Raw genomic sequence first — 17,949 nt, 5'->3', positions numbered from 1 at the left:
CGTTGGGCGGTGCGCCCAGCCGCTGCGCCCAGCGACTTGTGAGGGACGCTACGCCGCAACATCATCGGCCGTGAGTGGCGTTCACTCGTTCGGATGACTTATGTCTTGGCTGTCTTCCGGCACAACCTGGCGGAGGTGTACCTTCCGCGCCGCCCCGGGAACCCCCGTGGCGGACGCGGAAATCGTCACCCTCCGCAGTTCTCCGCGGCCTGGAGGATGTACGCGCGGGACTGCTCCGCGCTGAGCGCCTTCGCGCGCAGGTGCTCGTACATCACGGCATAGCTCTGGACGTCGGGCGCCTTTTCCAGATACAGGTCGCTGGTGATGCCTTCGAGGTAGACGACGCTCGCGTCCATGTCCTCCTGGAATTCGAGGATCGTGTAGCTCCCGTACATCCCCGGGTGCGCGCCGACGGTGTACGGCAGGACCTGGAGCGTCACGTGGGGCAGCTGGCTCAGCTCCGCCAGGTGCCTCAACTGGTCCGCCATGATCTGCGGGTTGCCCACGACACGACGCAGCACGGCCTCGTCGATCACGGCCCAGAACCGCAGCGGTTCGACCGGATCGGTCAGCCGGTCCTGGCGCTTGATGCGGATCTGGATGCGCTTGTCGATCTCGGTGGGCGTGGCCTCCGGCCACATCCCCTCGATCGCCGCCTGCGCGTACTCCCGCGTCTGCAACAGGCCGGGGACGATCAGCGACTCGTACACCCGCAGGGACGCCGCGTCGGTCTCCAGACCGATGTACACGCTGTACGGGATGTCCCCGAACGCGTGCCACCAGCCCTGCTGGCGCGAGTCCTTGGCCATCTGCATCAGCGAGTCGACCACGCGGCGGTCCTCGACCTCGTACACCCCGCAGAGATCGCGGACGTCGCGCTGGCTGATGGAGCGGCGGCCGTTCTCCAGGCGGCTGATCTTGGACTGCGACACGAGCAGCCGGTCCGCCACCTCCTCGGCGGTCATTCCCTTGACCTCGCGCAGTCGGCGCAACTCCTGACCCAACCGGCGTCGCCTGACGGTGGGATTGACGTTGGACGGCACGGAAACGGCACCTCCGGCTATGTAGCTGTGCGTATCTACTGCTGAGCAGATTGCCACCCACGGCCCCGGCCGCGCTGGGAAACGGACACACACAGCGGCGCGGGGCAGCCGGTGGTACCGACTGCCCCGCGCCTTGGTGCGGCTCCCGGACCGGGTCTGGATGACAACGGTTCGGCGGTGTTCGGTTGTTGACGTGCCTGGTGCGGTCGCGGCCCTAGTGGGCCACGGGGTGCGCCATGCTGCCGCGCCGTGACGGCGACGGCACTTGCGGTTGCAACGGGACGCCGGCCGCCGGAGCGCGGCGCGGCTGTGCGACCGCGCCGTTCTGCACGTCCATCACGGCGTGCGCCACGAGGCCGCCCATCGGGTCGTGCCTGATCAGATCCCGGAGCCGGGAGCGCGATGAACGCCCCTCGTTCCCGGGGTACAGGTGCTTGCCGAGTCCGACCGCGTGGGCCAGTGCGGCGAGCGCCGCGGTCCGCGGGTCCGGCGGTACGCCGGTGCGGATCGCACTGTCCAGCCTGGCCCTGATGTCCCGGCTGATCGCCGTGTCCGTCGCCTGGTAGCGAGTCGTCGGCAGCACTCCGCACATCTGGCCCTCGACGGCATGCACCATGCCGCACCGCTCCAGATGAGCGAGGTAAATCTGACGGAGCCCCAGCCGGGGTCCGCCGATCCAATGGACCGCCCGGACCGGACTGCCGCGCCTGCGCAGCAGTTCCAGTGCGGAGTCCAAGGTCGGATCTCCTGTCGGCCGTGGCATCACCACGGCGATACGATCCCCGTCTGGGGCTATCCGTCCTGCCAGGGCCAGCTCCACTAGCTGGGCTCCGGCGAGGCCGAGGTCGAGCGACTGCGGCTGCGCTGTGGTACCCGTGGTCGGGTCCAGAGCGAGCAGCAGAAGCTCCTCCGGAATTGTTCTGCGGCTCCTGCCCATCCATGCCTCCCCGCGTGGATGAATGACAGGGTGACCCCTCTCACATCTTCCTGTCGAGGGTGCCTGGTGGCTTTGTACGGGAACCAGTAGGTATGTCGTTCTCGTCTAGCAGCCCGGCCAAGGGTTCACACGGGACACTGGTAGATGGTTCGGACAGCGCGGGTGGTTCCCCGCGCCGCATGGAGGAGGCATCGGTGGCGGGCGAGTCCCCCGACAAGTCGGAGCAGCAGCAGTCGTCGGGAACGACTCGCAACGAGCGCGATCCGCGGCTCGGCGTCTTCCGTGAGCCCGAACCCGGGTCCGGTTCGGCCGGTACGGATTCCGGCTCCACTGGTTCGGCGTCCGCCGGTGCCGCCCGGGAGCCCGGGGACGGCCCGGACGAGGACGCGGGGGCGGCCCCGGAGGCCGCCGACGGCGCTCAGGCCGCGGCGGGCACCGCGGGCGCGCCGGACGAGGACGTGGATGCGTCCTCCGAGGGCGCTGAGAGCGCTCTGAGGGCCGCTGAGGAGCCGGACGCGGCGCCGGACGCCTCGGAGGACGGTGAGCCGGAAGCGGCGGCTCCCGCGACCGCGCGGACCGCCGAGGATGCGGAGGCCGGTGAGGCGGAGGCCGCCGCCGAGCCGGGTGAGGGCGACGCGCGCCTCCGGGCTGCCGTGGCCGCCTGGGTGTCGACGGCCGACGAGGCCCCGGTCGGCTCCGCCGACGAGGTCCCGGACGAGAAGCCGGACACGGCCGAGGAGCCGGCGGCCGAGCCCGAGCCGGAGCCGGAGCCGGAGCCGGAGGCCGAGTCCGCCGAGGCGAAGCGACCGGCCGGTGACGAACCGGCCACCGCCGAGCCCGCCGAGCCCGCCGAGGCGGCAGCGCCTGCGGCCGAGGCGAAGGCGCCTGCCGACGCGGACGCTCCGGACGAGCAGGCGCCTGCTGCCGACGACGCTCCGGACCCGAAGGCCCCCGCCGCCGAGGCGGAGGCGCCCACCGACGACGACGCTCCGGACGAGAAGACGTCCGCCGCCGACGACGCCCCGGACCCGAAGGCGCCCGCCGCCGAGGCGAAGGCCCCCGCCGCCGACGCGGACGTGCCCGTGGATCAGCCCACCGCCGTCTTCAAGGCCCCCCGCCTGCCCAAGGTCGACCAGCCGACCACCGCGCTGAAGATCACCAGGTCGCCGTCGGGGCAGCCGCTCACCGCCGAGGCGGAGTCGCTCGCCGAGCGCACCAGCCAGTTCGTACCGCTGCGCTCCGACGACGTGCGCCAGGCGCCCGCGCCGCGCAAGCCCGAGAGCCCCGTCGCCGGGGCGCCCGCGGCCCTCAGCGGGGCCGAGCGGACCCGGCAGCAGCCGATGCCGCCGAAGCCCCCGCTCGACCTGCTCGCCGAGCTGACGAACACCCCGCCGCCGCCGGAGACCCCGGTCCGCACCGCGGTGCGCAGGGTCAAGATCTGGACACCGCTGGTGATCCTGCTGCTCATCGTGTTTGCGATCGTGCAGATGGTGCGCCCGCTGCCGGAACCCTCGCTGTCGATGACGGCGAAGGAGACGTACGGCTTCGACGGAGGCGCCCCGAAGCTGCCGTGGCCCGACCAGGGCCAGGGCTACATGGCGGCCACCGGCCTCGGCAAGGTCGACTCGTTCGGCGAGCAGAAGCCCGTGCCGATCGCGAGCGTCGCCAAGGCCATGACCGCGTACCTCGTCCTCAAGAGCCACCCGCTCAAGCGCGGCGAGAACGGCCCGGACATCGAGATCGACGCCAAGGCGGAGGCGGACGGCAAGCTCTACACCGAGGGCGAGTCCACGCTGAGCACGGTGAAGAAGGGCGACGTGCTCACCGAGCGCGACGCGCTCGCCGCGATCATGATCCCCTCGGCCAACAACATCGCCCGGCTGCTGGCCCGCTGGGAGGCGGGCTCGGAGAAGGCGTTCGTCGCCAAGATGAACGCCACCGCCGACGAGCTGGGCATGAAGAACACCACGTACACCGACCCCTCCGGGCTGACCGCCTCCACGGTCTCCACCGCCGAGGACCTGGTGAAGCTCGGCGAGAAGCTGGTCGAGTTCCCGGCGCTGATGGACATCACCAAGCTGCCGGAGTGGAAGGACCCCTCGGGTCACAAGTGGCGCAACTACAACACCCTCGTGCCGTTCGACGGCGCCCTGGGCATCAAGACCGGCTCCACCTCCAAGGCCGGCGGCAACCTGCTCTTCGCGGCGCACAAGATGATCGACGGCACCGACCAGCTGATCGTCGGCGCGATCCTGGGGCAGTACGACGACGTCTCGATCATCGACGAGGTGAACCGGGTCAGCAAGAAGGTGATGGTCTCCACGCTGGACCTGCTGGAGGGCGCCAAGATCGTCAAGAAGGGCGACGTCGTCGGCGAGGTGGACGACGGCATGGGCCACACCACCCCCGTCGTCGCGACGAAGGACGTCAAGGCGGTCGGCTGGTCCGGCCTCACGGTCAAGCTGGAACTGACCGACGACGGCAGGACGATCCCGCACGAGGCGGTCGCCGGTACGCACGTCGGCACGCTCACCGTGGGTGAGGGCCGCAGCCAGGTGAAGGTCGCCGTCGCGCTGCAGAGCGACCTCGCGAAGCCGTCGTTCGGCGACAAGCTGACCCGCATCGGCTGAGACACCCGGAGGGGGCGCCCGCACCGCGCCCCCTCCACCCCCCACGGCCTTCCCGCACGCCGGAAGAGCCCCGCGTGTTAGCGTCCCGGGGGCAACGCGCGGACCCCGGAGCGCGTCTTTCGGCCCATGAGACCCGAGCAGGAGAGCCGGCCGAAACCACGCGTCCGGGAAGGGACGGGGAGAGAGCAGTGACCACCGCCGAGCCGACACGGGCGAAGGACGGCACCGCTTCCGGCGGCACCACGGAGCCCGCGGGCGACCAGGGCCGGTCCGGCCCCGCCACGGGGTTCGACGGCCTGAAGCAGCGCTGCCTGCGCCACCCGGTCCTGCTGACGACCGCGGTCGCCGCGGTCGCCCACATCCTGTGGTTCCTCTTCTTCGCCAACAGCGGCGGCGACATCGCGGCCCAGGACGCCTGGGCCGAGTTCGTCGGCCGGCACCCCGGCACGGCGTACAACCTCGCCTGGTACGGGGGCATGCACCCCGTCTCGTACAGCGTCGTCTCGCCGTATCTGATGTCCCTGCTCGGCGTGCGTACGACGATGATGATCGCCGGCACCGTCTCGGCCGGGCTCACCTCGCTGATCCTGTACCGCGTCAAGGCGGTCCGCAATCCGCTGGCCTGCTCGATGGCGGGCGTCTTCGCGTACCTGTGCAACGCACTGTCGGGCCGGGTGACCTTCGGGCTCGGCATGATGTTCGCGGTCGGCGCGGCGGCCGCCGTCTTCTGCTGGCCCCACCGGTGGCGCTACAAGCGGTGGGCGAAGGCGGCCGTGGCCGCGCCGCTCGCCGGGCTCGCGACGGCCGGCAGCCCGGTCGCGGGCCTCTTCCTCGGCGTCGTCGCGGCCGCGCTGTTCCTGAACAAGCGGCGCCCCGGCGCGTACGCGCTCGGCCTCGCGCCCGTCGCGGTGGTCGCGCTCTCCGCCTGGCTGTTCCCGTTCTCCGGCACCCAGCCGATGTCGGTCGCGACCCTGTCCGGGCCGTTCATCTTCGCGTGGCTCGTCTTCTTCCTCGTACCGTCCGACTGGAAGACCGTACGCACCGCCTCGGCCGTGTACGGGATCGGGACGCTCGCGACGTACGTGGTCGACTCGCAGATCGGCTCCAACGTCTCGCGGATGGCGATGCTGTTCGCGGGCGTCGTCCTGCTGGCCGCGCTGCCGTACACCGCGCCCCGCTCGCGGCGGTGGTACGCGGTCGTCATCGCGTTCGTCTCGCTGAACGTCTGGATCGGCTTCAAGGGCGTGGACGACATCGTCCGGACCGCCCCCACCGCCTCCTGGACCCGCTCGCTCGCCCCCCTGGTCAACCAGCTCCAGAAGGTCGGCGCGGAACGCGGCCGGGTCGAGGTCGTCCCGCCGAGCAGCCACCGCGAGGCGTCGGCGCTGCCGCGCTCCGTCAACCTGGCCCGGGGCTGGAACCGCCAGGCCGACATGAAGCGGAACCCGCTCTTCTACGACGACACCCTGGACCCCATCAACTACCGCCAGTGGCTCGACCGCTGGGCGGTGCACTACGTGGTGCTGCCGCAGGGCGACCCCGACTACAGCGGTGCCCGCAAGGAAGCCGAGCTGGTCGGCAAGGGCCTCTCCTACCTGAAGCTGATCTGGTCCAACAAGGACTGGCGGCTCTTCGAGGTGGACAGCCCCGTCCCGCTGGCCGACCCGCCCGCCACGGTGGAGCGCGCGGGTGAGGGCGAGCTGACGATCCACGTCAAGAAGGCGGGCCGGGTCCTGATCCGCGTCCCCTACTCGCGCTGGCTGGCCGTCGTGGACGAGGACGGCAACGGCGTGGAACGCCCCCAGGAGACCGAGGCGTCCAAGCAGCGGGCGGACGAGAGCACCCCGCGGACCTTCGTCAACGAGCACGGCTGCCTGCTCAAGGTGGACGAGGACGAGGAGGGCGACGAGTGGACGGAACTCCTGGCCCCGCGCCCCGGCACCTACCGCCTGGGCGCCCCGTACCAGCTCCCGCCGGGGACGCCGTGCCCGGACGAGCTGCGGTGAGGACGGGACCGGTGCCGCACGAGCAATCCAGTCCGTCCGGCTCCGGTCAGCCTGCCACCGCCCCCGCCAGGTCGTACACCGCGAAGTCCGTCACGGGCCGGTAGCCGATCCTCTGGTAGAGGCTGTTGCTGGTGGGATTGGCGAGGTCCGTGAAGAGCAGCACCTCCGCCTCGCCCTCGGCGAGCGCGGCCCGGCTGGCCTCGACGGTCGCCGCGCCCGCGTAACCGCGGCCGCGCAGCCCGGCCGGGGTGTAGACGGGGGCGACCCGGATCTGCCCGGCGACCAGGGCCGTGAGCCCCGCCATGGAGACGGGCACCCCGCCGGGGGTCTCCCAGAAGGTGATCCGACGGTCCGCTATGTGCTGGTCGGCCCAGATACCGGGGTCCTGGGCGCCGCTCCCGCCGATGTCCCGCACGAACTCCGCGTACCACCGCGCCAGGAGTTCCCGGTCCCGTTCGTCCGCGATCCTGCTCCGCCCCTCCGGCACCGGCTCGGGCCGCCGCAGCTCCCCGAGCCGGTAGAGCCGCTGCCGCTCGTGGAGCCGCGGCGCCACCCCCGTACGCGCCCGCCACGCCTCGGCGAACGCGGCGGCGGTCGCCTCGTCCGCGTTGACCCCGGGGACGGGGTCGCCCACGGCATGCAGATGGGCGGCCAGCGAACCGGCCTCCTCGGGCGTGAGGGGCGTGACGATCAGGCGGTAGGGCGGCGTCCGGAAGTAGGCGGCGCGCACCTCGCCGTCCTGTTCCAGCACCCCGAAGACGGGTGCCTCGTCCCCGTACACCAGCGGTCCCCGCGAGCGCAGCCCTTCGCACACGGTCAGGGTGACGGTGTGCAGAGCGGGCCGCGACCGCAGGAAGTCCCCGGCGCGGGCGAGGAGGGAATGAACGTCGGGTACGCGAAGCCACGTTGAGGAATCCATGACGCATCCTCCCGTGGAAGGGGAGGGGGGCGCCCGCGAATTTCGGCTGCCTACTCGACGACGATCCCGTACTCCGTGACCAACTCCTCAAGCCCGCCCCGGTAGCCCTTGCCGCCGGTGACGAACTCCCAGTCCCCGTTGGCCCGTCGGCGGAACGAGCCCAGGACGAGCGCGGTCTCGCCCGGCCGGCCGTCCGAGACGTCCAGCCGGTCGAGCGGGGTGCGCTCGGCGTCGAGCAGCCGGATTCCGGCGTCGGTGAAGCCGGACAGGTCGGCGCCGGGGTTGGCGACGGGGTCGACCGCGGCGATGATCACCAGCCGGTCCGCACGCGCCGGGAGCGCGTCGAAGCCGACCTGGATCGCGGCCTTGTCGGGCGCCACGGGGATCAGCGCGCGGACCGAACCGTCGGGCGTACGAGGGTTGTTGAAGAACACGAAGTGGTCGTCGTCCAGCACGCGGCCGCCCTGGCAGACGAGCGCGCAGACGTCCAGGGCGACGGAGCCGGACCAGTACATGCCGAGCACGTTGTGGTCGCCGTCGCGGCTTTCGTCGTTGAGGCCTTCGTCGTCCGGGCCGGTCCGCTGGGCCGGGACCGGCCGCTCCCCGCCGCCGCCGAGGCGCCCGCGCAGCCCGTGCCGGTGCAGCAGGTCGACCAGCTCGGAGCCCGGGACCAGCTCCAGCGGCTTGCCGTTGGCGAAGGTGTGCGAACCGGGACCGAACTTGGAAGTGGTGACCAGCACGCCCTTGTTGGCGCCCGTGTCCTGGACCGTCCCGTACAGATCGCGGACCGCCGTCGGCGGCACGGTGTTCCGGTAGCGCTTCACCTGGACGACGATCTTGCCGCCGCGTATCGGGGCCGGGTCCAGCGCGTCGACGTCCACGCCGCCGTCGTTGGACCGCTGCGTGGTGACGGCCTGCATGCCCATGGCCCGGAAGAGCTCGGCGACCAGCGCCTCGAAGGCGAGCGGGTCCATCTCGTACAGGTCGGGCTCCTCGTCGCCGCCGTGCGTCACGACCCCGTTGCCGACGTCCTCGGGGACCCGGCCGGGCCGCACCGCGGCGTACTGGTCGGGGCGCGTGGACAACTGCCCGCGCAACCCGTCCACCAGGCAGTTCACCGCGTTCACCTGCTCAAGGTGCAGCCCGTCGAAGTCCGCCCGGGTCGCCATGACGGTGCCGAGGAACATGGGCATGCGCCGCCCGGTCGCCGGGTCGTGGTCGTCCACGAAGCCGTTCAGCGCGACCGATTCCAGCGCGCCGAACTCGTCGGCGGCGAAGAGGTCGCGCAGGACGAGCAGCAGGCACTGGGCGAGCACGTCCCGGTACAGGGCCCGGCGCTGCGTGACCGGCCGGGGCGACTCCTTCTCCTGGTCCGCGTTGACCATGTACCGCACGGACTTCGCCTCGGGGACGACGTCGTACCGGGGCAGCTCCCAGTTCAGCACCAGCTGCCGCGCGCCCGAGTCGTACGCCGCCGCCACCTGCCGGGGCAGTTCCTCGGGCCAGCCGGTGGAGGCGTAGAGCGCGGCGGAGAAGTACTCCACGGCCGCCTCGGCGTCCCCGGCGCGCAGTCCGGCGGTCATCTCCGCGATCCCGGCGTTGTGCCGCCGGATCTCCCCGAGCTGCGCGTCCGCCCACTGCTGGTACTGCCGCTGGTACGTGGCGAACTGCGCCTGCCGTTGCGCCTCGGCCGCCTGCGCCGCCTGCCGGTCCCGCTCGAACCGGGCCCGCGCCTCGGCCTGTGCCTGGGCCCGCCGCCCGGCGGTCCACCCGCCGCCCTGTGCCTCGTACCGCGCGGGGTCGGGAATGGGTACGGGGTGCGCCAGCGGCCCCGGCGCGAACGGCTCGACCCGCTCCGGCCGGGTCAGCGCCGAGGCCCGGAACGCCGGCGCCCGGCACCCGGCCGCCAGCAGCCCCTGCAACGCCTCGACCCGGGCGTCCAGTTCCCGCGTACGCCGCCGCGCCTCGGCCTCACGCTGCTCCCGGTAGGCGGCCTTCTGCTCCCGCTGGCTCCGGGCGACCTCGCGCTGATACGCCCGCTGCGCCCGTTCCTGATCCCGCTGATACCGGGCTTGCGCCTCCTGCTGCCGCTGCTGCTGCCGTTGTGCCTCGGCCCACACGGCGACCAACCCATTGGAGCGACGACTCATCCCGCCCAGGCCCTCCCCACCGGGACGCGCCCGGCCCCCTCAACCAGCAGTGATGGCGCAACTTTAATGCGCAACGGTCCGGGGGCTCATGGACTTGGCAGGGTTGGGGGAAGCCGGGGAACGCCGACTCGGCCGAACCAGTCGCCGAAGCCGTCCCGGGCAACGTCGAGTCCGATTGCCACGGCTCGCTCATCACTTTGGTCGCTTATTGGTTGCCTATTGGTTGCTTATTGGTTGTCCCTACAACCTTTCAGCCCTTCCAGAGGTCTGGAAGGGCTGATTGGATCTTGATTCCTGGGGGGAACACATGAGAAGACGCACCCTCTCGGTGCTGTGCGCACTTGGCGCACTCGGTGGCGCGCTGGCGACTCCGACGGCGGCACAGGCGGCCGACCCGCACCCGTCGAGCCCCTTGGTCCGGACCGACGAGACCCGGATCTACATGGACTTCGGTACGCGCACGCTGCCGAAGAACCTGAAGGTGCTCCTGCGCAAGTCGGGCACCGACACCCCGGTGGCGACCATCGATGAGTTCGAGTACCTGGAGGACCCGGACCCCTGCATGCCGTCCTGCCAGGACGACACCGGTGAGACCGCCGTCGGGACCACCCCGCTGCGCCTGGCGGACCTGGGCCGGTACGCGGTGGACGTCGAGTACGACGGCACCGAGGGTGAAACGATCCTCCACAAGGACGAGGCGGTCTTCGACTACCACCTGATCCCGCAGGTCAAGACGTTCGAGGTGAGCGGGAGACCGGACCTGGAGCACAGGACGGTGACCATCAAGGCGGACGCGACGCTGCGCGACCCGCGCGACGGCGCCGAGACGCCGATGGCGAACGGCCGGCTGGTGCTGGAGACGAGCGCGGCGAAGACGGGACTGACCACCGATGCCGCGGGTCATGTCGAGAGTTCCTTCACCTTCACGGGCACGGAGAAGCACGACCTGGATACGCCGGAGAACGACCTCAAGGCGGTTCTCCGGCCGGCCGGCGAGGACGCCGCGCACGGTCTGACCCGCCAGGTCGAGGTCGGTTTCACCCTGACCGACATCACGCTGGACTCGCTCACGGTGCGGGGTGCGGACGGGACAGACGTCCCGTTGAGCGGCCGGGCCACCTACAAAGACAACGACGGCGTCTCCAAGCCGGTCCCCGTCGACACACTGATGTCGGTGTACAACGTACGGAAGTTCAGGACCGGGGAGGACGGCCGCTTCACCACCCAAGTCCCTGTCTACGGCACGCGACGGCAGACCATCGCCCTCCACGGCACGCCGTGGCTGTCCACCACGTACGCGTACGTGACCCCCGACCCGACGACGAGCGCGGGCTTCCACAGGCTCCCCACGGTCACCGTCAGCCGGTACAAGAAGGTCACGGTGTCGAGCGTCTTCGACCGCTACGAGATCCCGGCCGCGACGACGCTGAAGGTGAACCTCCAGTTCAAGGCGAAGGGCACCACGACCTGGGTCACCAAGAAGACCATCGACAGCCCCGCCGTCGTGGGCGACAGCTCCCGCACGGTCTCGGCCGCGGATCTGCCCTACCAGGGCATGGGCGTCTGGCGGTTCCAGTTTCCCGGCACCGACAAGATCCCGGCCGGCGCCGCCCCTGAGTCGTACATCGTGTCCCGCAGCATGACGGCCTTCGCGGAGTTCAACGCGCACCCCGAGCCGGTCAAGGCGGGCGCCCCCCTCACGGTCACCGGCAAGCTCGACACGAGGAACGAGGACAACGGGCAGTGGTCCGCGCTCGCCGGCGCGCGGATCGGCATCTACTTCCGCGCGAAGGGCACGACCACCTGGCGCAGGGCCGGCATCGCCGTGGCGGGTGATGACGGCAGGTTCACGAAGACCTTCAAGGCGGCCCAGGACGGCGACTGGCAGGCCAAGTACGACGGCGACGACTGGAGTCAGTTCGCCAGCGACAGCCGCCTGGACTCCGTGGACGTCCAGTTCCCGTTCCAGGGCTCTTTCGGGCGGCCGGCGGGCGGGGCCGCAGCAGGGCAGAAAAGCCACGCGGCCCCGACGCGACGCGGGTGACAGCATCCCGGCGGGCCCCAGCGCCGTGACCGGCGCCGCGGCCGACCGGGCCTCCCGCACACACACGTGCGGATACGGCCCTGGCTGAGCCCGGGGGCCCGCGCTACCCCGCGAGGGGCCCCCGGGCAGCCGTAGCCCCCCGGCACTTCCGCGTTCTGAGCCTGCCCCGGGGGCGGCGCCGACCATGTGCGATCGGCTCCGGGAGGGCTTACCGAGCCTGAACGCGTCAAGGCCGCCGCGGCCGTAGTCCGTGGGCCGAAGCGTGTTGTGGTGCCGAGGGATGCGGGTGTCGGTCACCCCGTATCGCATAGCGGTAGCCCGCTTGCCGGCGGTGGATCGGTGCCGCCCAAAGGCCCTGGGCCCTCCCGGCCGCCGTTGAGGCCGGCAGCAGATGCCAAAGGCCACCCAGGAACGTTCCTGGGTGGCCTTTGGCGTTGTGCCCCCGGCAGGATTCGAACCTGCGACACCCGCTTTAGGAGTTCGACCGCAGCACGGTAGGGCGTGCCAGAACGGGGTTCACCGCTCGCCCGTCGATCCGGCTGCGGCTACCTCGGTGCACCATCGTTCGCTGTCGTTGATGTCAGCTGGTGATGTCAGCCGAGGGGCTATGCGCTTACGGCCGACTCGCGTGCTCGCTGGCGGGCCTGGGCTCTCAGTTCCTTGAGGCGGCCGTAGAAGGGATTGTGGCGGTTCTGGTCGAGGTTCAGAGGGAGGTCGAGTATAGAGATGAGCTCCGCCTCCATGGTCCACGGTTCGGCATGCTCGATCCAGCACACTCGGGCGTTCTCTGCCATCCACTCAGTGAGGGCGGCTTCACCAGCCTTGCCAAAGGTCAAGCGCTTCCCGCTGCCTACGCGGCGCAGCTCAATCCCGAGAAGGCAACCGAGGGTTAGGCGGAGCGTCGATCCGGCCGCATTGCCCCGGTAGTGGTACCGCACACGCCTGCGCAGGTTCTGCGTGCTGACCCGGTTCGCCATGTGCCGCGGGGCTATGCCGACATAGAGCAAACGCCCGGCAGCGAGCTCTGCGTAGGGAGCCTTCTCGAAGTACCACCCGTAGACCCCGGCTGCTGCCGGCACCGGGCTTGGAGGCACGAGGACCTCGCGCGCCGACCACAGCCGATCGGGTTTGGTGAGAGCAGCATGTTCCACGGCGCCTCTTCCAAGTTCGGAGCAAGGACTGTTGGCCGCAGACTACTGGCACATGACGGTCGAAGTTGGGTGCCAGCCGCGGGCCGCAAGTGCGTACGTGGCAGCCGGCTTCGTGCCGTCTGGGCTGACCCGGCGATGGAGCCCGGGCCGTGGCTGTCAGTCCCGTGATCTAGGGTCAGCTCATGACCACTAGTGTTGAAGTGATCAGTCCCGGCGATGTCCGAACTCGGGCGCAGATTCGCAGAGCCTTCGGCGGAAGTCCGCAAGGCGGGATTTGTCCATCCGGGGACAAAGCCAGCGTCAACCTCTACTCAGATCCCGACGTCGGCGAACAACTCGGCTATTACGACGGATGGTTGGCTGAGGAAGACGAGCTGGGGGCTGTCTTCGAATACACAGGTGCCGGCAAGTCTGGCAACCAGACATTTGAAGGCATTGCTGGTACGGGGAACCGGGCGATTCTGCGTCACGCCGAACAAGGGCGTACGCTCCGAGTCTTCACACGAGTAGGCAAGGTACCCGGTAGCGATACGAAGACGCACCGCTACTTGGGGTCATTCACACTGGATAGCCTGGAGCCTTATGTTTGGCGCAAGGTTCACGGCGAAGACGGCGTAGACCGCAACGTCGTTGTTTTCAGGCTTCGCGCTGACGGCGAAGTACGACGCGATGAGACGGACGTGATCCCGCCCGCCGAGGAGACCGATGGAGAGTTTGTACTCTTCAGGCCAGTCACCGCGGCGTTGATACAGACAGGTCCCGTCACAAGCGGAGATTTGCCGTTGCCCAGCCAACGGGTTCATACGGGTAGAAGGAGAAGAAAGCCCGCGCCGAACGCCGAAACGAGTGGGATTTTCGTGGTTCCCGAAGCCTTCGGGAATCGACTCAGCGTTCGAGCCGCAGCTGCCGCCACGGTGGCTATCCGACGCGAGGCCGAACTCACTCAAGCCTATAAAGACTTCCTTGAAAGCGTCGGGCATCGTACTGGGTCATACCAGATCAAAGTGAAGGGGCTCACTTCGACTCTTCGGGTCGATCTCTATGACGCCACGGCCCACGTGCTGTATGAGGCGAAAGGGTCTAACTCGCGCGAGGACGTGCGAATGGCGCTCGGTCAGGTTTTGGACTATGGCCGTTACGTGACGATGGAAGAGCATGAGGGTGAGCCCCGCCGAGTCATCCTCTTGCCGGCCGCGCCTACCCCTGACATGCATTCTCTGCTAGAGCGATATGACGTCCACGTCGTGTATCGATCCGATGATGGTAGTTTCGTTGGGGGAGCCGTTCCCGCGTCAGATGCTCCATGACTTGGCGTAGTTACCCAAAGGCCTGGTTCCCGCGTACGACGCCAAATTAAGCGGATTCATCCACGCTTCCGAAAAGTGAATATTCAGGTGAATTGCGAGCGGCAGTAGGATATCCTCGTCAGGGTCGGCGTTAATTTGAAAAAGTGCCGCCCCGGCGGATGGCGATCGATATAGGATGCCTGTTTGCGGGTCCCCCCATTGCAGGAACCCTTTTCCGATAACCCACACGCTGTCGGGCCATTCGTTGGGGTTGCGAGTTTTGCACCAATCCATTAGGTGGTTTCCGAGCGTCTCAAGATCTAGGCTATTGAATGCAATGACCATTCCTGATGTTGGATAATAGTTATTTTCCTCCCCGTACGCCGTTGCTGTGCGTGTAATCACCCCCGAAATCGGCCTATAGGCAGTCTTGGGCATTCGTCGAAGTTTGCTGATTTTATTGCAAGAGTCGATTAGCTGCTTCTTGTCGAGTTTCGTTTTGACTTCGATCATCCCGTAAACGCATTCGTTGGGGACGATGCGATAGCCTTTTAGGCTGGTGAATGGTGGTGCTCCGCGGTCGATAATGACAATGTCGGCCTGTGGTGAAGTGTCCCCATTTGTAGCGATCACTTCAGCGTTATGTAGCGCTTCGACGTGGGATGGGAGATAGTCGCAGAGGAATTGTTGAATGAGAACCTCTCGTGAGGTTCCGGACTCACCGTTGTGGTTAAAGGCTTGTGATTGCTCGAAGTCCGCGTGCATTCTCTTCGCTACGGAGCGAAGGATATTTCCAAGCTTGTCGGTGGTCATCTAGGTAGTCCTAACGTATTGCGCAGTGCTTCGGCAACAGTTCACTTGGCAGGTCTGTCGTATACGCGCTGGCACTCAGCCACTAGATCTTCAGCGTGGATCGCTCCGTATTGCTCAGGTGTGCACACCTCCACTGCTTCCAGGATCTGATGGGCCGACGCCGACCGGTAGCCGCGGGCGCTGTCGTCTGTTGTCACCTGCACCTGCCAGTACTTCGCGAAGATGGGTGACTCCTGGAAGCTTTGGTACCTCTTCGTGTCCCGAAGGTCGCAGTCCTTAATCGCAACGTTCAGCCCCTCTGCCAAGGCCTCCTGGGCGTAGGCAAGTGCGGCGTTCAAGTCCATCGTGTACAGGGTGAGTGGGCGCCCGTTGGGCTCGCGAGGAATCGTCATTCACGCATTTTATGACGGCGTTGTGGTCTGGGAAGGGCTAACCAACCAGAAGGACTGTCTAGTTCGGATTGAACGCTTCGTGTGCTCCGGGCGGTCGGGTAACGAGCTGTCCTGGCAACGCCGCCCACCACTCACCCCAGCTCCCATCCCGTCCGCCTTCGACCCACACGTCGTGGAGCGGGCGTGGTTCAGGGCGTCAAGGTGGAGCGCGCTACTGTACGAACGACCTTGACGCCCTGGGCCGCGACTGCTCGGCTCTGCCTGGGTCGAAGGTGGTCGGGATGGGAGCCCCACGACGCTCGCCCCGCTCCGGCCGGCACTCGCGAACGGCGCCCCTGCCATCCCGGAGTCTGAGCGCCCCCGCCGGAGGCATCGTCTTGAAGCCGCGGGCTTGGTTCTCGCCTCATGCCCTCGGGCCTATCCAGCGGGCGCGCGTCGGCGGCGGCAGCGCCGAGCGGGCCGAAGGCAGGAGCGCGGGCGCAGCCAGAGCCGGGAAGCGCGCCCGGCGGAGCGGAGCGCAGCCGGGTGCCTTGATGAGGTAGAGAAACCTGTAACAGCTCTCGGTGGCCGGAATCGGCGTCTTGGCACCTCTACTGGGGCATGGTGCGGTGGACTCCCGAACCGAGGGGGTAGATAGCCGTGCTGCAACAGGACTTGGTGGGCAATCGGCCGGGAGATGCGATCCGGAGGAAGCTCGCAGAACTGGAGCCCAACCGAATGAAGAGGCCGTTCGCCCGCTGGTCGCCAGATCGGGAGATACGCAACTGGGCGTTAGGGCTGGTCGGTGAGCGTACGACTGGCCGGCGCCTGAACACTCTCAGACGACATGGTTGGCGGGTTCTTCACTCTGTCCAATGGCCCAGCGGGTCGGACATCGATCACCTGGTCATAGGCCCCTCGGGCGTCTTCACCATCAACTCGAAGTGCCGCCGGGGCAAGACCGTCTGGTACGGCGATCACGCCATTACGGTCAATCGCGCCCCCACCAAGTACATCGTGGTCAGCGAGCACGAGGCTCGCCGCACCTCGCGTGCTCTGTCAGACCACTGCGGGTTCCTTGTGCCCGTCCGCCCGGTCATCGCGATCGTGGGCGCGGCCAGACTTTCCGTGAAGAACGCGGCGCCTCCGGTTCTCGTCATCGATGGCGCCAGGGTGCACGCAGTCCTCTCCGGACTCGCACCTGTGCTTCCGCTCGAGCGGGTTGAGCAGATATTCAGCGTTGCCCGCCGAGGCGAAACCTGGGCTGGGCGCTGAGGAGCCCCTACGCGTCAAAGGCGTATTCGAGGATGTACGAAGCGGAGTCAAGGGTCATCTCGTTGACCTCGACGGCACGCCCCTCGTCCGCAAACGCCGTCCGGCAGATCAGCATGACGGGCGTCCCGGTGGAGAGCTTCAGTTGTTCCGCCTCGTCCGTCGACGGCATGCGAGAACGAATCTCCTCGCGGAAGTGGACCGGCTTGGAGCCGAGTTCAGCGAGCCGGGCGTAGATGCCGCCAGGCCCCGTGTCCTCTTGAGTGATTGCAGACCCGGCTACCAGGCTTGCTGGCAGGTACGACGTGGCGATGAGCACTGGCTTGTCGTCCAGCACGAACCGTCGGCTGCGTACGCACACGGGATCGCCCTGCTCCACTCCCAGCACGTGCGCGACACGCTCCGGGGCGCCCTGTTCGGTGACGCTTACCTGGTCAACGACCAGAGTCCGATCTTCCGTGTCGACGGCCCAGATGGACCGGCCCTCGCCCCACTGTGACTGAGCCAAGCGCTTGATGCCCTGGCGACGCAGCGGGCGGAACGATCGCACGAAGACGCCGGCGCCCTTGCGCGACTCGGCGATGCCCTCGCTTTGCAGAAGGCCGAGGGCCTGGCGCGCGGTCATCCGGGCCACGCCGTGGCTGGCCATGAGGTCGTTCTCACCTGGCAGCCGGTCTCCCGGCTGGTACTGCCCGGACTGGATGGCGTCTCGCAGCTCATCGGCGATCCGTTGGTACTTCGGCTGCCGCTTGGCGCCCTCGGTGGACATGAGTGATCTCTTCCTCTCCTCTCTAGACAGCCTAGAGCTTTCTTTCACGAAAGAAACGTACGTCCCACGAGCGGAACGTGCTCGTTACGAACCGATCGCATGCCCTGAGGTGCCACAACAACACATCTCTAGACAGGTGTTGACGTCTCTAGAGATGGGCTGCTTCACTGTAGATGTCTAGAGAGGTCGCCGGTTGGCGGTGACCTCCTGAACAAGGGATGCGCTCATGCCGTCTTTCAAGATCGACGTTTCGACCGCTGTCGTGTTCGTGGCGACGCCTCCGACGCCGAAGCTCGTGAGCAAGCAGACCGGCGAGATCGCGGTGGACCGGGAGACCGGGGCCCAGCTCGCGACGGTGGGCCTGCTGATCTCGGACGAGGGGGAGGGCAACCTCTACCAGGTGACGGTTCCGAGCACGGGTGTCCCGGAGAACCTGGTCCCCGGCACCCCGGTCACGGTGATCGGCCTCAAGGCCCGCGACTGGGAGAACACGTTCAACGGCCAGACCCGGCACGGGATCAGCTTCCGCGCGGTGGCCATCACGGCGGGTGCCTGACC

The 17,949-nt window shown here is 68.4% G+C and carries 14 protein-coding genes and 1 tRNA gene; 6 read left to right on the top strand and 9 right to left on the bottom strand.

What is annotated here, in order from left to right; translation table 11 throughout:
* Positions 1-185: 185 nt before the first annotated feature.
* Positions 186-1,043, bottom strand: coding sequence for a helix-turn-helix domain-containing protein (locus tag ACZ6C6_RS21885; RefSeq protein ID WP_469204938.1), 858 nt, complete (start codon positions 1,041-1,043; stop codon positions 186-188).
* A 214-nt stretch (positions 1,044-1,257) separates the two neighbouring features.
* On the bottom strand, positions 1,258-1,980 hold the full coding sequence (locus ACZ6C6_RS21880) for a GOLPH3/VPS74 family protein (protein ID WP_469204937.1): 723 nt from the start codon (positions 1,978-1,980) through the stop codon (positions 1,258-1,260).
* Between the two features lie 179 nt (positions 1,981-2,159).
* Between ACZ6C6_RS21880 and ACZ6C6_RS21875 the strand changes: the two genes are divergently transcribed.
* Together ACZ6C6_RS21875 and ACZ6C6_RS21870 are read left to right on the top strand one after the other, a co-directional pair.
* A complete protein-coding gene (locus ACZ6C6_RS21875) occupies positions 2,160-4,610 on the top strand; it encodes a serine hydrolase (protein WP_469204936.1) in 2,451 nt (816 codons plus the stop codon).
* 188 nt (positions 4,611-4,798) lie between these two features.
* A complete protein-coding gene (locus tag ACZ6C6_RS21870; protein ID WP_469204935.1) occupies positions 4,799-6,616 on the top strand; it encodes an MFS transporter in 1,818 nt (605 codons plus the stop codon).
* A gap of 46 nt (positions 6,617-6,662) precedes the next feature.
* Here ACZ6C6_RS21870 and ACZ6C6_RS21865 read toward each other — a convergent pair whose 3' ends face one another.
* Together ACZ6C6_RS21865 and ACZ6C6_RS21860 are read right to left on the bottom strand one after the other, a co-directional pair.
* Complete coding sequence (locus tag ACZ6C6_RS21865; RefSeq protein WP_469204934.1) at positions 6,663-7,535, bottom strand: GNAT family N-acetyltransferase; 873 nt, start codon at positions 7,533-7,535, stop codon at positions 6,663-6,665.
* Positions 7,536-7,585: 50 nt separating this feature from the next.
* Complete coding sequence (locus ACZ6C6_RS21860) at positions 7,586-9,685, bottom strand: restriction endonuclease (RefSeq protein ID WP_469204933.1); 2,100 nt, start codon at positions 9,683-9,685, stop codon at positions 7,586-7,588.
* Between the two features lie 307 nt (positions 9,686-9,992).
* Between ACZ6C6_RS21860 and ACZ6C6_RS21855 the strand changes: the two genes are divergently transcribed.
* Entirely contained in the window at positions 9,993-11,729 is a 1,737-nt protein-coding gene (locus ACZ6C6_RS21855) for a hypothetical protein (RefSeq protein WP_469204932.1), read from the top strand.
* A gap of 440 nt (positions 11,730-12,169) precedes the next feature.
* Here the strand turns inward: ACZ6C6_RS21855 and ACZ6C6_RS21850 are convergent.
* Positions 12,170-12,258, bottom strand: a tRNA-OTHER gene (locus ACZ6C6_RS21850).
* A gap of 76 nt (positions 12,259-12,334) precedes the next feature.
* Positions 12,335-12,880 carry a GIY-YIG nuclease family protein gene (locus tag ACZ6C6_RS21845; RefSeq protein ID WP_469204931.1) on the bottom strand — a complete coding sequence of 182 codons (546 nt, stop codon included), beginning with the start codon at positions 12,878-12,880 and terminating at the stop codon, positions 12,335-12,337.
* Between the two features lie 182 nt (positions 12,881-13,062).
* On the opposite strand from ACZ6C6_RS21845, the gene ACZ6C6_RS21840 reads away from it, so the two are divergent.
* Positions 13,063-14,187, top strand: a complete 1,125-nt coding sequence (locus ACZ6C6_RS21840; RefSeq protein WP_469204930.1) for an SRA domain-containing endonuclease — start codon at positions 13,063-13,065, stop codon at positions 14,185-14,187.
* Here the strand turns inward: ACZ6C6_RS21840 and ACZ6C6_RS21835 are convergent.
* Positions 14,173-14,979 carry a DUF6602 domain-containing protein gene (locus tag ACZ6C6_RS21835; protein WP_469204929.1) on the bottom strand — a complete coding sequence of 269 codons (807 nt, stop codon included), beginning with the start codon at positions 14,977-14,979 and terminating at the stop codon, positions 14,173-14,175. The two genes, ACZ6C6_RS21840 and ACZ6C6_RS21835, sit on opposite strands and share 15 nt — an antisense overlap.
* Positions 14,980-15,020: 41 nt before the next feature.
* Positions 15,021-15,371, bottom strand: coding sequence for a hypothetical protein (locus tag ACZ6C6_RS21830; protein ID WP_469204928.1), 351 nt, complete (start codon positions 15,369-15,371; stop codon positions 15,021-15,023).
* Between the two features lie 639 nt (positions 15,372-16,010).
* Here ACZ6C6_RS21830 and ACZ6C6_RS21825 point away from each other — a divergent pair.
* A complete protein-coding gene (locus ACZ6C6_RS21825) occupies positions 16,011-16,625 on the top strand; it encodes a nuclease-related domain-containing protein (RefSeq protein WP_469204927.1) in 615 nt (204 codons plus the stop codon).
* Positions 16,626-16,632: 7 nt separating this feature from the next.
* On the opposite strand, the gene ACZ6C6_RS21820 is transcribed toward ACZ6C6_RS21825, so the two are convergent.
* Positions 16,633-17,391 (bottom strand): GntR family transcriptional regulator, encoded by a 759-nt coding sequence (locus ACZ6C6_RS21820; RefSeq protein ID WP_469204926.1) that lies wholly within the window; start codon positions 17,389-17,391, stop codon positions 16,633-16,635.
* Positions 17,392-17,617: 226 nt separating this feature from the next.
* Here ACZ6C6_RS21820 and ACZ6C6_RS21815 point away from each other — a divergent pair, with 226 nt between their 5' ends.
* Positions 17,618-17,947 carry an SCO3933 family regulatory protein gene (locus tag ACZ6C6_RS21815; protein WP_164630206.1) on the top strand — a complete coding sequence of 110 codons (330 nt, stop codon included), beginning with the start codon at positions 17,618-17,620 and terminating at the stop codon, positions 17,945-17,947.
* The last annotated feature ends 2 nt before the right edge of the window (positions 17,948-17,949 follow it).

This window comes from Streptomyces sp. NPDC041814 (assembly GCF_055590565.1).
This window is presented reverse-complemented; position numbering and strand designations above follow the sequence as displayed.

Coding starts and splice junctions, on each gene's coding strand:
- ACZ6C6_RS21865 (WP_469204934.1), bottom strand. CDS start 7,535: ATGGATTCCTCAACGTGGCTTCGCGTACCCGACGTTCATTCCCTCCTC.
- ACZ6C6_RS21835 (WP_469204929.1), bottom strand. CDS start 14,979: ATGACCACCGACAAGCTTGGAAATATCCTTCGCTCCGTAGCGAAGAGA.
- ACZ6C6_RS21840 (WP_469204930.1), top strand. CDS start 13,063: ATGACCACTAGTGTTGAAGTGATCAGTCCCGGCGATGTCCGAACTCGG.
- ACZ6C6_RS21880 (WP_469204937.1), bottom strand. CDS start 1,980: ATGGGCAGGAGCCGCAGAACAATTCCGGAGGAGCTTCTGCTGCTCGCT.
- ACZ6C6_RS21875 (WP_469204936.1), top strand. CDS start 2,160: ATGGAGGAGGCATCGGTGGCGGGCGAGTCCCCCGACAAGTCGGAGCAG.
- ACZ6C6_RS21860 (WP_469204933.1), bottom strand. CDS start 9,685: ATGAGTCGTCGCTCCAATGGGTTGGTCGCCGTGTGGGCCGAGGCACAA.
- ACZ6C6_RS21830 (WP_469204928.1), bottom strand. CDS start 15,371: ATGACGATTCCTCGCGAGCCCAACGGGCGCCCACTCACCCTGTACACG.
- ACZ6C6_RS21820 (WP_469204926.1), bottom strand. CDS start 17,391: ATGTCCACCGAGGGCGCCAAGCGGCAGCCGAAGTACCAACGGATCGCC.
- ACZ6C6_RS21815 (WP_164630206.1), top strand. CDS start 17,618: ATGCCGTCTTTCAAGATCGACGTTTCGACCGCTGTCGTGTTCGTGGCG.
- ACZ6C6_RS21855 (WP_469204932.1), top strand. CDS start 9,993: ATGAGAAGACGCACCCTCTCGGTGCTGTGCGCACTTGGCGCACTCGGT.